At 71.5% G+C, this 12,463-nt stretch carries 13 protein-coding genes; 7 read left to right on the top strand and 6 right to left on the bottom strand.

Going from position 1 to position 12,463, the window contains the following annotated elements:
- Window positions 1-239: 239 nt before the first annotated feature.
- A complete protein-coding gene (locus tag AB0E14_RS37850) occupies window positions 240-1,250 on the top strand; it encodes a DUF5937 family protein (protein ID WP_362429472.1) in 1,011 nt (336 codons plus the stop codon).
- Window positions 1,251-1,274: 24 nt separating this feature from the next.
- On the top strand, window positions 1,275-2,303 hold the full coding sequence (locus tag AB0E14_RS37855) for a glycoside hydrolase family 6 protein (RefSeq protein ID WP_362429504.1): 1,029 nt from the start codon (window positions 1,275-1,277) through the stop codon (window positions 2,301-2,303).
- Between the two features lie 12 nt (window positions 2,304-2,315).
- Here the strand turns inward: AB0E14_RS37855 and AB0E14_RS37860 are convergent, their stop codons facing one another.
- The 4 genes from AB0E14_RS37860 to AB0E14_RS37875 form a co-directional block, all read right to left on the bottom strand.
- Window positions 2,316-4,271: a kelch motif-containing protein gene (locus AB0E14_RS37860; RefSeq protein WP_362429475.1), complete on the bottom strand. Its 1,956-nt coding sequence runs from the start codon at window positions 4,269-4,271 to the stop codon at window positions 2,316-2,318.
- Between the two features lie 3 nt (window positions 4,272-4,274).
- Window positions 4,275-6,095 carry a cellulose synthase catalytic subunit gene (locus AB0E14_RS37865; protein ID WP_362429478.1) on the bottom strand — a complete coding sequence of 607 codons (1,821 nt, stop codon included), beginning with the start codon at window positions 6,093-6,095 and terminating at the stop codon, window positions 4,275-4,277.
- A 158-nt stretch (window positions 6,096-6,253) separates the two neighbouring features.
- Window positions 6,254-6,547 (bottom strand): MTH1187 family thiamine-binding protein, encoded by a 294-nt coding sequence (locus AB0E14_RS37870; protein WP_362429481.1) that lies wholly within the window; start codon window positions 6,545-6,547, stop codon window positions 6,254-6,256.
- Complete coding sequence (locus tag AB0E14_RS37875; protein WP_362429484.1) at window positions 6,544-6,891, bottom strand: DUF3817 domain-containing protein; 348 nt, start codon at window positions 6,889-6,891, stop codon at window positions 6,544-6,546. Before AB0E14_RS37875 ends, AB0E14_RS37870 begins: the two co-directional genes overlap by 4 nt.
- Before the next feature lie 112 nt (window positions 6,892-7,003).
- Between AB0E14_RS37875 and AB0E14_RS37880 the strand changes: the two genes are divergently transcribed.
- The 4 genes from AB0E14_RS37880 (at window position 7,004) to AB0E14_RS37895 (ending at window position 9,673) form a co-directional block, all read left to right on the top strand.
- The gene (locus tag AB0E14_RS37880) at window positions 7,004-7,642 is read left to right on the top strand and encodes an AIM24 family protein (protein ID WP_362003753.1); all 639 of its coding nucleotides are present in this window, start codon (window positions 7,004-7,006) and stop codon (window positions 7,640-7,642) included.
- Window positions 7,642-8,292, top strand: coding sequence for an AIM24 family protein (locus tag AB0E14_RS37885; RefSeq protein WP_362429487.1), 651 nt, complete (start codon window positions 7,642-7,644; stop codon window positions 8,290-8,292). The genes AB0E14_RS37880 and AB0E14_RS37885 overlap by 1 nt, the downstream gene beginning before the upstream one ends.
- Window positions 8,289-9,077: an AIM24 family protein gene (locus tag AB0E14_RS37890; protein ID WP_362429489.1), complete on the top strand. Its 789-nt coding sequence runs from the start codon at window positions 8,289-8,291 to the stop codon at window positions 9,075-9,077. The genes AB0E14_RS37885 and AB0E14_RS37890 overlap by 4 nt, the downstream gene beginning before the upstream one ends.
- 119 nt (window positions 9,078-9,196) lie before the next feature.
- Window positions 9,197-9,673: a MarR family transcriptional regulator gene (locus AB0E14_RS37895; protein WP_362429492.1), complete on the top strand. Its 477-nt coding sequence runs from the start codon at window positions 9,197-9,199 to the stop codon at window positions 9,671-9,673.
- A gap of 14 nt (window positions 9,674-9,687) precedes the next feature.
- Here the strand turns inward: AB0E14_RS37895 and AB0E14_RS37900 are convergent, their stop codons facing one another.
- Both AB0E14_RS37900 and AB0E14_RS37905 read right to left on the bottom strand, forming a co-directional pair.
- On the bottom strand, window positions 9,688-11,100 hold the full coding sequence (locus tag AB0E14_RS37900) for a HAMP domain-containing sensor histidine kinase (RefSeq protein WP_362429495.1): 1,413 nt from the start codon (window positions 11,098-11,100) through the stop codon (window positions 9,688-9,690).
- The gene (locus tag AB0E14_RS37905; RefSeq protein ID WP_362429498.1) at window positions 11,097-11,759 is read right to left on the bottom strand and encodes a response regulator transcription factor; all 663 of its coding nucleotides are present in this window, start codon (window positions 11,757-11,759) and stop codon (window positions 11,097-11,099) included. The genes AB0E14_RS37900 and AB0E14_RS37905 overlap by 4 nt, the downstream gene beginning before the upstream one ends.
- Before the next feature lie 117 nt (window positions 11,760-11,876).
- Between AB0E14_RS37905 and AB0E14_RS37910 the strand changes: the two genes are divergently transcribed.
- Window positions 11,877-12,431 carry a PepSY domain-containing protein gene (locus AB0E14_RS37910; protein WP_362429501.1) on the top strand — a complete coding sequence of 185 codons (555 nt, stop codon included), beginning with the start codon at window positions 11,877-11,879 and terminating at the stop codon, window positions 12,429-12,431.
- The last annotated feature ends 32 nt before the right edge of the window (window positions 12,432-12,463 follow it).

Here is a 12,463-nt window from a genome sequence, read left to right on the forward strand (position 1 = left end):
GCGGCGGGACCGGGCTTCACGGAGCCGGCCGAGGCCGGGGCGGCGGCGTCGGACGGCTGCCGAGGGCCGCGACGGGCATCCGCTCCGCCGGGGCGGGCGGCGGGGTCGGGCTGTCGGCCCGGGGGCGCGGCGTTCGTGTCGTCGTTCGGCATGGGCGCAGCCTGCCGTCGGCGGCCTCCCCCACCTAGACTTTCGGCTCCACCCGAATCTTCCATGTGCCTCCGTGGAGCCGCGCCCCCATGCCGTACCACCTCCACTTCGGCGAGGCCGACACCCTCCGCGTCCGGTTCGCGCTCTCGCCGCTCTGGGAGACGCTGGGCGCCGTACGCGTGCTCGCGCGGCCCCGGCAGCAGGGGTACCACCTGCCCTGGCTGCGGCGGATCCGGGGCGCGGCCGAGGGGCTCGACCTCCGGCCGCTGCATCTGCTGATGCCGCGGCGCGGACACAGCCCCGACTGCATCGGCCCGCCGCCCCTGGGGCCCGCCTGCTCCTTCGACGAGGAGATCGCGGCGGTACGGGAGACCGATCCGGCCCTCGCCCGGGACGACTTCGCGCGGGCGCTCGCCGACACCCCGGGCGCCGCCGCCTCCGACGAGGGGCGGCGGATGCTGGCCGATCCGGCGGGCACCGTCGAGCGGCTCGCGGACCTGCTCCAGGCGTCCTGGGAGGCCCTGGTCGCGCCGGACTGGGCCCGGCTGCGGGCGCTCCTGGAGGCGGACGTGGCGTACCACTCGCGCAGGCTCGCCGAGGGCGGCCTGGAGCGGCTGCTGGCCGAACTCCATCCCGGCTTCGCCTGGCGGCCGGACACCGCCACGCTCACGGTGGCATACCGCGGCGAACACATCCGCGCCCTCGAAGGCCGGGGCCTGGTCCTGATGCCCTCCGTCTTCACCTGGCCGGACGTGGTGAGCGGCTTCGACCCGCCCTGGCAGCCGACCGTCGCCTACCCGGTGCGCGGGATCGGCGGCCTGTGGACGGAGTCCCCGGGCGACCGGACCCCCGACGCGCTCGCCCGGCTGCTCGGGCGGGCCCGGGCGGACGTGCTGTGCGCGCTGGACGAGCCGGCCGGCACGACGGCGCTCGCGCACCGCCTCGGCCTCGCGCCGTCCTCGGTGTCGGCGCACCTGTCCGTGCTGCGGGAGGCGGGCCTGCTGACCTCGCGCCGCTACGGCCACCAGGTGCTGTACGAGCGCACGCCGATCGGGATGGCCCTGACGGGCTCCCCGGTGTCGCACCCACCCACCGTCTGACCGTTATGCCACGATGATCCGGTGTTGTCCCGCCGCATCGCCCTCGCCACCGCCGCCGCCCTGGCCACCGCCCTGATCATGACCGGCGTGGCGAGCTGCGGCGAGGACGACAGCTCCGCCCGCACGCCCGTCGGCCCGCCGTCCGGCCGCTCCGAGACCGTCGCCCCGACCGGCGGCTCCCCGTTCTGGGTCGACCCGGACAGCGACGCGGCCCGGCAGGTGCGGCAGTACGAGTCGGAGGGCCGCACGGAGGACGCGCGGCTGCTCAAGCGGATCGCGGAACGGCCGGTCGCGGACTGGCCGGACGGCGCCGATCCGGTACCCGACATCACCAAGGCGGTGCGCGGGGCCGCCGCCGACGGGCGGACCGTCGTCTTCGTCGCGTACAACATCCCGCACCGGGACTGCGGGATGTACTCGGCGGGCGGCTCGCACGACGGACAGGCGTACCGCACCTGGGTCGACTCCTTCGCCTCGGCGATCGGGGACGCGCCCGCGATCGTGGTCCTGGAGCCGGACGCGGTGCCGCACGCGGTGGACGGCTGCACGCCCGCGCAGTACCACGACGAGCGCTTCCAGCTGCTCTCCGAGGCGATCGACCGGCTGAAGCGCCAGCCGAACACCCGGGTCTACCTGGACGCGGGCAACCCGGCCTGGATCGAGGACCCGGGCAAGCTGGTCGAGCCGCTGCGCCGCGCGGGGATCGACCGGGCCGACGGCTTCTCGCTCAACGTCTCCAACTTCCAGACCAACGACACCGTGAAGGGCTTCGGCGCCGAACTCTCCGGGCTGCTCGGCGGCACGCACTTCACCGTCGACACCAGCCGCAACGGCGACGGCCCCCTCCCGGGCAACCGGGAGGAGGCCTGGTGCAACCCACCGGGCCGCGCCCTCGGTGTCCCCCCGACCGACCGCACGGGCGACGACCTCGTGGACGCCTACCTGTGGATCAAGCGCCCCGGCGACTCCGACGGCCCCTGCCGCGGCGGCCCGTCGGCCGGCACCTGGTGGCCCGACTACGCCCTGGGCCTGGCCCGCCGCGCGAAGGCCTGACGTCCGGGGGCGTCAGGCCACCTGGATCCACTTCGCCTCCGACGAGCTCCCGTCCTGGTCCGTGACGAAGAGCATGTACCAGCCGGGGGGAACGAGGGTGCGGTCCAGGGGGACGTCCACCGTGATGGAGTCCTTCGTCTTCTTCAGGCCCAGCTCCACCGAGCGCTGTTCGACGTCCGTGGTGTGGGTGACCGCGCTCGGGCGCATCAGGCGGGCCTTGGTGATGCGGGCGGCGTCCTCGGTGCGGATCGTGACGCGGCCGTTCTGGTCGAGTTCCTGCGGGCCCTCGCCGAGGACGGGGCGGTCGGTGCCGGCGCGGTGGAGGGAGGGCGGGGTGAAGATCTCGATGCGCTGCTCGAAGCTGCCGAGCTTGGTGTTGGCCTGGTTGCCGTAGAGCGGGTCGGAGCCGAAGGTGGCGACCCGGCCGTCGGGGAGCAGCAGCGCCTCGGAGTGGTAGTTGCGGCCGACCGTCGGCTCGGCGGCGGCCGAGAAGGCGTTGGCGCGGGGGTTGTAGAACTGCGCCTTGAGGATGTCGCTGCCGCCCGCGCCCCGGTACTGCACCGAGCCTCCGGTGGTGAAGACGGTGTCGTCGGGCATGAGGACGCTGCTGAGGTAGCGGGTGCCCTGCGGGAGCGCCGGACCGTCCTTGAAGGCCGGGGTCTCCTTCGAGAGGTCGATGATCGAGGTACGGGCGGTGGACTTCGGCGACTCGCCGACCCCGCCGCCGCCGAGGACCATGAGCTTCTGGTCCTGGACGGGCGGCAGCATCAGGGAGGCGGAGGTCTCCAGCTGGTCGGGGTCGGTCAGTCCGCCCAGCTTGGTGAAGGAGTTCTTCTTCAGATCCCAGAGCCCCGGCTCGCGGCCCTTCTCGGCGGGGCCGTAGCCCGCGTTGGAGCCGGTGTAGAGCAGCTTGCCGCCCTTGGTGAGGAAGAGCGCCGGGTAGGTGGGGAAGTAGCGGAAGGGGCCCTCGGACCACTTCTTGGTCTTCGGGTCGTAGATCTCGTTGTCGCCGGGGACGACGTCGCCGACGTCGTTGAGCCCGGAGACCGCGAGGACCTTGCCGTCCTGGAGGGTGACGAGCGTCGGGTACCAGCGGGCGTCCTTCATGGGGGCGACGGGGATGTACTTCTCCGCCTTGGGGTCGAACTCGTAGGCGCCCCTGATGCCCTGGAAGTCCTGCTTCTCGGTGGTGAGCCGCTGCGCGAGGCCGTAGACGTTGTCCGCGTCCTCGCCCTTGAGGCCGACAACCTCGTACTGCGCGGCCTGGGTGGTGAGCGCCTGCGCGCCCTCCTTCCGCGCCTCCACGAAGACCCGCGCCTCGGCGGCGGTGACCTTGGTCTTCCAGGGCTTCATCTGGCCGCTCTTGAAGTACGAGATCTCGAAGTCGCGCTTGGCCTTGGGGACCGTGACGTCGAACTTCGACACGTACTCGACCCCGGACGGGGAGCGGAAGACCGTGCCCTTCTTGAGGGTGACGGCCTTGTCGGGGCTCTCGTTCTTGACCCGCATCCCGCCGCCCGCGCGCTTGACCTCGCCGTCGAGGATCTCGTAGCGGGCGGTGCCGCCGGCCACCAGGAGGCGGCCGTCGGCGAGCTGGGTGTGGCCGGAGCAGAAGAAGTCCTCGGGGGTGGGGATCTTCTTGAAGGTGTTCTCCTTCGGGTCCCAGAGGATGGTGTCGAAGGTGCCCGAGTCGAACTTCTTCTGGTCGTTGCCGGAGCCGGCGATGAGCAGCACCTTGCCGGTGTGCAGCAGCGCCGCGTGGATGGCGTTGACGCTGTACCCGGCGGGCACCTCGACCGGCGCCCAGGAGCCGAACCGCTTCTTGTAGCCGGGCTGGGCGATCTTGTACGCGTGGTACTTCTCGCCGACGAACGAGACCGCGGCGGGTGCGTTCAGGGCCGCGAGGACCACGACGGCGCCGCTGCCGAACAGCGTCTTCTTGAGCTTCTTCGACGGCCGGTAGGCCATGGCTCAGTTCCCTCCGGTCGTCGTGGGCGCGGGCGCGGTGGCCGAGGGCGAGTGCGGGGTGGCGGCGGCGCGGACCTCGACGCTCTCGTGGGCGGGGGTGAGGCGGCGGGCACGGGTGCGGGCCCGCGCCTGTGCGCGCACCTGGCGGCTGCGCTGCGCGCGCAGGACGGTCCAGGTCCAGACGGCCACCGGGGAGAGGGAGATGACGAGGGCGAGCACGGCCCAGGTGCGCATGGCGGCGTGGGTGTGCTGGAAGTGGACGGAGGCGAGCAGTGAGGCGATGAGGAGCACCGCCCAGTAGAGGTGGATACGGAAGGTCAGGATCCGGTCGGGGCTCGCCTCGCCGCCCTTGGGGGTGACGACGAAGCGGCCCCGGGTGCGCAGCACCGCCGAGCCGAGCGACTTGAGGTAGATCGGCGCGGAGAGCGCGGACATGGCCATGCCGGCCAGGCCGCCGGAGCCCTCGGGCTCGTGGGGCGAGACGTTGTGGCGCCGGTTCCAGAGGTAGAGGCCGATCTGCAGGGCGACCGCGTCGCTGTAGATCATCAGCCAGACCGCGGAGGAGACCTGGGTCCCGGAGGCGCCGAGCCAGAGGAAGAGGACGCAGCTGAGGATGCCGAGGAACCAGTTGACGGCCGTCATCGGGTAGTAGACGAGCATCAGGGTGTAGTTGAGGAAGCGGCCCGGCGGGACCCGGAACGGGGTCTTCCAGTACTGCTTGATCAGCGTCTCGTACGTGCCCCGGGACCAGCGCAGTTGCTGGGTGAAGAAGTCCGTCCAGGAGGCCGGGCCCTCACCGACGGCGAGCACGTCCGGGGTGTAGACGGAGCGCCAGAAGTGGCCGGTGCGCGGGTTCTTCTTCCGGTGCAGCTCGAAGCCGGTGGCCATGTCCTCGGTGATGGAGTCGTAGAGCCCGCCGACCTGCTTGACGGCGGAGATCCGTACGACGTTGTTGGTGCCGACGAACATGGGCGCGTGGTAGCGGTTGCCGGCCCGCTGGATCAGCGCGTGGAAGAGGAACTGCTGGGACTCGGCGGCCTTGGTGACGGGCGAGGTGTAGTTGCCGTAGACCTGCGGTCCGACGACGAAGGCGACGTCCGGGTCGCGGAAGAAGCCGAGCATCCGCTCCAGGAAGTTGGGGAGCGGGACGTGGTCGGTGTCGACGGAGGCGAAGAAGTCGTACGCGTCCCCGTGCATCGCGAGCCAGGCGTTGTAGTTGCCGTGCTTGGTGCGGGCCTTGTGGACGCCTTTCTTGCGGTTCCACTCGGGGACGCCGGCCCGGGTGAAGTGCTTGACGCCCAGTTCGGCGCAGAGCGCCTTGGCGCGTTCGTCGTCACCCTCGTCCAGGAGCCAGACGTCGAGGGTGCCCCGGTGCCGGAGCCGGACGGCCCCTTCGAGGGTGCCGCGCACCATGGCGAGGGGTTCCTTGCCCGGGACGTACGTGGTGAGGAAGGCGACCCGGGTGCCCTTCTGCGGGTACACGGGTATCGGGTCGCGGGCCACCATCGTGGCGTGCGCGATCGAGGTGACGTTCACCAGCATGAAGAAGCAGATGAGCCCGATCGACACGAGCATCACGGTGTCGAACCTGACGAGCCATCGGTCGCCGCCCTCGCGGACGGTCCAGTGGCTGGGCCAGACCAGGTAGACGAGCAGCAGCGCGGAGAGCACCGGCGCCAGGCTCATCAGGAGGACGGCACGTATTCGGTGCGGCTCCTTCGAGAGCAGACTCCGGTACTGCACCGTGTAGGCCGCTGTCTCCGGTTCCGTGAGCGGACCGGCGAGTCGGCTGTAGGTGTCGTAGTCGTAGCCTCGCGGCCGCACGGTGCCTCCAGCTGTCGTCGAACGGGTCGATACCCCCACAAAAAGGGAGAAGCATCGGCGTGTCGACTGGAGTCGTCCGAGCGAGTTGTTCTCGCCGCGCGTACGGGTGAGCCCCCGGCCCTGAGGGGTCGGGGGCTCGTCGGCGCGGTAGAGGCGGGTCAGCCGTTCAAGTGACGTTCGACGGTGTCGACCTTGCTCGTCAGTCCGTCGGTGACACCGGGTCGGATGTCGGCCTTGAGGACGACGGAGACCCGGGGAGCGCGCGCCTCGACGGCGGCGACGGCGCGCTTGACGACGTCCATGACCTCGTCCCACTCCCCCTCGACGGAGGTGAACATCGCGTCGGTGCGGTTCGGCAGCCCCGACTCACGGACGACCCGGACGGCGTCGGCGACGTACTCGCCGACCTCCTCGCCGACGCCGAGCGGGGTGACCGAGAAGGCGACGATCACGCGGCGTTCACCTTGCCCTCGCCCCGGGCGCGGGAGGCGATGACGGCGTCGGCGGCCTCGCGCTTGAGCTTGCGCTCGGCGAAGAAGCCGCCGAAGGGCAGCACGGAGAGCACGAAGTAGAGGGCGGCGGTCTTGAACTGCCACTTGGTGCGGTTCCAGGCGTCCAGCCAGAACAGCACGTACAGGATGAAGAGGATGCCGTGGATCGCGCCCATCACCGGCACGGCGTTGAAGTCCGTGGTGCGCTTGAGCACCGAGCAGACCAGCAGCAGGAGGAAGGAGACGGCCTCCGGCGCGGAGACGAGTCGGAGGCGGTGGAGCGAGGAGGCGGTCTTGATGTCCACGGGAGGGGGTCACCTTCGTTCGATCTTGTGAACGGATGCACAAGGATGGGCGGGTCCATTGTGCATGCCGACTTTGCTGTCTCTTTAGGCGGGGGGCCCGTAATCTCCCTCCGTGGCTACGTTCCGACTCCAAGGCAGCAAAGTGCTCGCCGTCTCCATGACCGGCGACGCCGTCAAGGCGAAAAACGGCTCCATGGTCGCCTACGACGGCCAGATGGCCTTCAAGAAGATGTCCGGCGGCGGCGAGGGCCTGCGCGGCATGGTCACCCGTCGGCTGACCGGTGAGCAGATGGAGGTGATGGAGGTGAAGGGCCAGGGGACCTGCTGGTTCGCCGACCGCGCCTCCGAGATCAACCTCGTCTCCCTGCACGGCGACAAGCTCTACGTCGAGGCGAGCAACCTGCTCTGCACGGACGCGGGCCTTCGCACCGGTACGAGCTTCACCGGCATGCGCGGCGGCGCGACCGGCAACGGTCTGTTCACCACGACCGTCGAGGGCACGGGCCAGGCGGCGATCATGTCCGACGGCCCGGCGGTGGTGCTGCGCGTGACCCCGCAGTACCCGCTCTCCGTCGACCCCGGCGCGTACGTCGCCCACCAGGGCAACCTCCAGCAGAGCTTCCAGTCCGGTGTGACGTTCCGCACGCTCCTCGGCGAGGGCGGCGGCGAGGCCTTCCAGATCCGCTTCGAGGGCGACGGACTCGTCTATGTCCAGCCGAGCGAGCGGAACACGATCGGGGGCGACGTCTGATGCCGTTCCGTGAGATCAACTCGAGGATGGTCGAGGCCCAGGTGATCCCCGGGCAGCGCATGTTCAGCCAACGCGGCGCGATGCTGGCGTACCGCGGCGACGTCACTTTCACGCCGAACATGGCCGGCGGCCAGGGCGGTGTGATGTCGATGCTCGGCCGCCGGGTGGCCGGCGAGGCGACGCCGCTGATGACGGTCGAGGGCAACGGCACGGTGATGTTCGGGCACGGCGGCCACCACATCCAGGTGATCCAGCTGACCGGCGACACCCTGTTCGTCGAGGCCGACCGGCTGCTCGCCTTCGACGGCACCCTGCAGCAGGGCACGATGTTCATGGGCTCCCAGGGCGGGGTCATGGGCATGGTGCGCGGCCAGGTGACCGGCCAGGGGCTCTTCACCACCACGCTCAAGGGCCACGGAGCGGTCGCGGTGATGGCGCACGGCGGCGTGATCGAGCTGCCGATCACGCCGGGGCGCCCGGTCCATGTGGACCCGCAGGCCTACGTCGCGCACCACGGCGACGTACGGAACAAGCTCTCGACCGCGCTGGGCTGGCGCGACATGGTCGGGCGCGGCTCGGGCGAGGCGTTCCAGCTGGAGCTGAGCGGCAGTGGTGCGGTGTACGTGCAGGCCTCGGAGGAGAAGCTGTGACCGGTCCCGTGGTGCTCGACCCGCACTCGCTCCCGTCCGACGACAACGTCAATCCGTACACCTTCTGCGTGGAGCTCAAGGGCTCCCAGTGGTTCCTGCAGAAGGGGAAGATGATCGCCTACTACGGGCGGATCGACTTCAACGGCATCGGCCACGGGCGTCTGGACCGGCTGGTCCGTACGTCCTTCCACTCGCCGCTGCACGCGAGCGACTGGGTGGTGGCGGAGGGCAGCGGCAAGATGCTGCTCGCCGACCGGGCCTTCGACGTGAACTCGTTCGACCTGGACGAGGGCAATCTGACGATCCGCTCGGGCAACCTGCTCGCCTACCAGCCGACGCTGGCGCTGAAGCAGTCGATCGTGCCGGGCTTCGTGACGCTGATCGGCACGGGCAAGTTCGTGGCGGCGTCGAACGGCCCGGTGGTCTTCATGGAGCCGCCGATGCGGGTGGACCCGCAGGCGCTGGTGGGCTGGGCGGACTGCCCGTCCCCGTGCCACCACTACGACCACGGCTACATGACGGGTGTGATGGGCGGGGTGCGGGCGCTGACGGGGATCGGCGGCACCTCGGGCGAGGAGCATCAGTTCGAGTTCGTGGGAGCGGGTACGGTACTGCTCCAGTCGACCGAGTTGCTGATGCCCGAACGGGCGATCGGCGAGGTGGGCGGGCAGCCCGGGGTCCCGGGCGGCGTTCCCGGGGCGCACGGTTCCGGCCACGGGGCGCACGGCCAGGCACCGCGCCTTCCCGGACAGCTCGGAGACCTCCAGCGGCGCTTCGGGCTGTAGCCGGTAGTCTGCGGAGTGTGACGTCCTCGAACGTCTGCACCCCGTACGTCGGGCCCGGGTGCCTGGTGTCACACTCCCTGACTTCGTCCAGTTTTCAACTTCTTAGGTAGAATCCATATATGGAGACCGAGACGGCCACCCCCTGGCTCACCGACGCCGAACAGTGCGCGTGGCGCACGTACCTGGACGTCTTCCGGATGCTGACGTACCAGCTGGAGAAGGACCTCCAGCCCTTCGGCCTGACCATGAACGACTACGAGATCCTCGTGAACCTCTCGGAGTCGGCGGAACGGCGGCTGCGCATGAGCGACCTCGCCACGGCGACGCTGCAGTCCAAGAGCCGGCTCTCGCACCAGATCACCCGCATGGAGAACGCGGGGTACGTCCGCCGCGTCAACTGCGAGTCGGACCGCCGCGGCCTGTACGCGGTCCTGACCGACGAGGGCATGGAGACCATGCGCAAGGTGGCCCCGCACCACGTGGAGTCCGTGCGCAGGCACTTCATCGACCAGCTGACCCCGGACGCCCTCGGCGATCTCCACGAGTCGCTGAAGCCGGTCGCGGAGCAGCTGCGGGGCCGCCGCGGCAAGCCCTGACGGGTGCCGCGCGGCTAACGGGAGTCCGCGAGCGGCAGGCGGAGTGCGAACAGCGCCCCTCCCGCCGGTGACACACCGACGGTGAGGGTGCCGCCGTGCCGTACGGCGACGTCCCTGGCGATCGCCAGACCGAGCCCCGCGCCGCCCTCGTCCCGGCTGCGCGCGTCGTCGAGCCGCACGAACCGCTCGAAGATCCGCTCGCGGTCGGCCACCGGCACCCCCGGCCCGTCGTCGGCCACCTCGACCACGGCCAGGTCCCCCATCCTCCGCACGGTCACCGTCACCTCGGCGCGGGCGTGCCGCCGCGCGTTGTCCAGCAGGTTGGCGAGCACCCGCCCCAGCTGGCCGCGGGAGCCGGTCACCTCGACGGGCTCCGCGCTCTCCACCGTGACGCCCGGGCGGTCTCCTGCCTCCTCCGCGACGAGAACGGCGAGGTCGACGGGGGCGCCGACGGGCCGCTCCCCCGCGTCGAGCCGGGCGAGCAGCAGCAGGTCGGCGGCGAGGTGCTGCAGCCGTACGGTGTCCTCGACCGCGCCCGGGACGTCGAGCAGCTCCGGGTGGGCGGCACCCACCTCCAGCTGGGTGCGCAGGCTCGCGAGGGGGCTGCGCAGCTCGTGCGAGGCGTCGGCGACGAACCGGCGCTGTCGCTCCACGGAGGACTCCAGGGCCGACAGCGTCTCGTTGGTGGTCCGGGCCAGCCGGTCCACCTCGTCGTGCGTGCCGGGCTCGGGGACCCGGCGCGACAGATCCTGCGAGGCGGTGATCTCCGCCAGCTCGCCACGGATCGACTCGACGGGCCGCAGCGCCCGCCGGGTCACCAGCCAGGTCACGCAGGCCACCACCCCGAGCAGCAGCGGTAGTCCGAGGAGCATGGCGGTGGCGGCGGTGGACACCGCGTCCCGCTGGGCCCCGAGCGAGGCTCCCGCGTAGACCAGGACCGTCTCGTCCCTCGGGTCGGTGACCTCCACCCGGGAGAACCGGTAGTCGTCGCTCTCCTCGTCCACGGTGGCGCTGCCCTGCCCGTGCCAGGGCGTGCCCCCGATCTCGCCGGGCTCGGGGTCGTCCGCGTCGTCGTCGGCGTCCCGCCCGGTCCCGGGGCTCGCCTCCGGGACGACACCGGGGACGCCGGTCCCGCTGATCGCCGTGAGCCCCTCGCTGACCGCGAGGACGCGGCCGTCGCGGTCGACGACCTGCACCGGGTTCTCCTCGCCGTCCGGCAGGTCGAGCGCCGCGTACGGGGTACCGGTGGCGATCCGGCCGGCGACCTGGCGGGCGACGGCGTCCGCCTCGCCGTCCGCCCGGCCGGTCAGGTCGCCGCGCAGGGACAGCAGGACGGCGATGCCCGCGGCGACCAGGGCGACGGCGACCACCGCGGTCGCGCCGAGCGTGGCCCTGGCCCGGACCGAGGCGAACCAGCGGCGGCTCATCGCGCCTCCAGGCGGTACCCGGCGCCGCGCACGGTACGGATCAGGGAGGTGCCCAGCTTGCGGCGGAGGGTGCTGACGTACACCTCGACGATGTTCGGGTCGCCCGCGTAGGCGAAGTCCCAGACGTGCTCCAGGATCTCGGCCTTCGACACCACCTCGCCGGCGCGCAGCGCGAGCTGCTCCAGGACCGCGAACTCCTTGGCCGTGAGCACGATCTCCTCCTCGCCCCGGTGCACCCGCCGGGCCGCGGTGTCCACGCGCAGCCCGCCGAGGTCGAGGACGGGGGACCGGCGGTCCGCGCCGCGCCGGCGCAGCAGCGCCCGGATCCTGGCGACCAGGACGACGTACGAGAACGGCTTGGTGAGGTAGTCGTCGGCGCCCGTGTCGAGGCCCTCGGCCTCGTCGTACTCGCCGTCCTTGGCGGTCAGCATCAGGATCGGCACGTCGTCGCCCGCGGCGCGCAGCGCGGAGCAGACCCGGTAGCCGTTCATGCCGGGCAGCATCACGTCGAGCACGATCAGGTCGTACGGCGCTCCGCTCGCCCGGTGCAGTCCCTCCAGGCCGTCGTGGACGACGTCGACGGCGTACCCCTCGGCGGTCAGGCCCTTGGCCAGGGCCAGGGCCAGCCGCTTCTCGTCCTCGACGATGAGCAGTCTCATGGGGCCAGGTTCGCAAACCGAAGCTGAAGAGGGCTTCAGGTGGCTTCAGGCTGCCTTCAGGTCGTCTTCCGCACAGTGGGTCCGTCGCAACGAACCACGCCGGGTTGGAGGACCCCCATGAAGCGCATCATCGTGATCGCCACCGTCGCCGCGGTGGCCGTGGCCGGCGGCGGAACCGCGATCGCCCTCGCGGACGACGCCGGAGACCACCGGAGCGAGCGCGCCGCCGCGCGGGACGCGAAGGTGACCGCGGTGCAGGCGATCGACGCCGCGCTGAAGGCGCAGCCGGGCACAGCGGTCTCCGCCGACCTGGACGACGACCGGAGCTGGGAGGTCGACGTCCTGGGTACGGGCACGACCTCCTACACCGTCCACGTGGACGCCGGCACGGGCAAGGTCCTCGGCAAGGAGACCGACAAGGACGACGACGGCCGGGACGACGACGCCGACGAGCGCCGCGCGCTGAAGGGCGCCTCGGTCGACGCGCGGCAGGCGGCCGAGGCGGCCTCCGCGAAGGGCGCCGTCACCTCGCTGAGCCTGGACGACGACGACCGCACGGCCGGCTGGGACGTGGAGACCGTGAACGGCGACTGGCGGGTCGACCTGAGGACGGCCGCGGTCACGGCGGACGACGACCGGGACGACGACCGGGACGACGCCGACGAGGACTGAGAACGGCGAGGCGCCGCCGGCCGGGCTCGTGG

The sequence above is a fragment of the Streptomyces sp. NPDC047981 genome, assembly GCF_040653315.1.
Taxonomy (GTDB): domain Bacteria; phylum Actinomycetota; class Actinomycetes; order Streptomycetales; family Streptomycetaceae; genus Streptomyces.

Coding starts and splice junctions, on each gene's coding strand:
- AB0E14_RS37895 (WP_362429492.1), top strand. CDS start 9,197: ATGGAGACCGAGACGGCCACCCCCTGGCTCACCGACGCCGAACAGTGC.
- AB0E14_RS37900 (WP_362429495.1), bottom strand. CDS start 11,100: ATGAGCCGCCGCTGGTTCGCCTCGGTCCGGGCCAGGGCCACGCTCGGC.
- AB0E14_RS37910 (WP_362429501.1), top strand. CDS start 11,877: ATGAAGCGCATCATCGTGATCGCCACCGTCGCCGCGGTGGCCGTGGCC.
- AB0E14_RS37885 (WP_362429487.1), top strand. CDS start 7,642: ATGCCGTTCCGTGAGATCAACTCGAGGATGGTCGAGGCCCAGGTGATC.
- AB0E14_RS37850 (WP_362429472.1), top strand. CDS start 240: ATGCCGTACCACCTCCACTTCGGCGAGGCCGACACCCTCCGCGTCCGG.
- AB0E14_RS37860 (WP_362429475.1), bottom strand. CDS start 4,271: ATGGCCTACCGGCCGTCGAAGAAGCTCAAGAAGACGCTGTTCGGCAGC.
- AB0E14_RS37905 (WP_362429498.1), bottom strand. CDS start 11,759: ATGAGACTGCTCATCGTCGAGGACGAGAAGCGGCTGGCCCTGGCCCTG.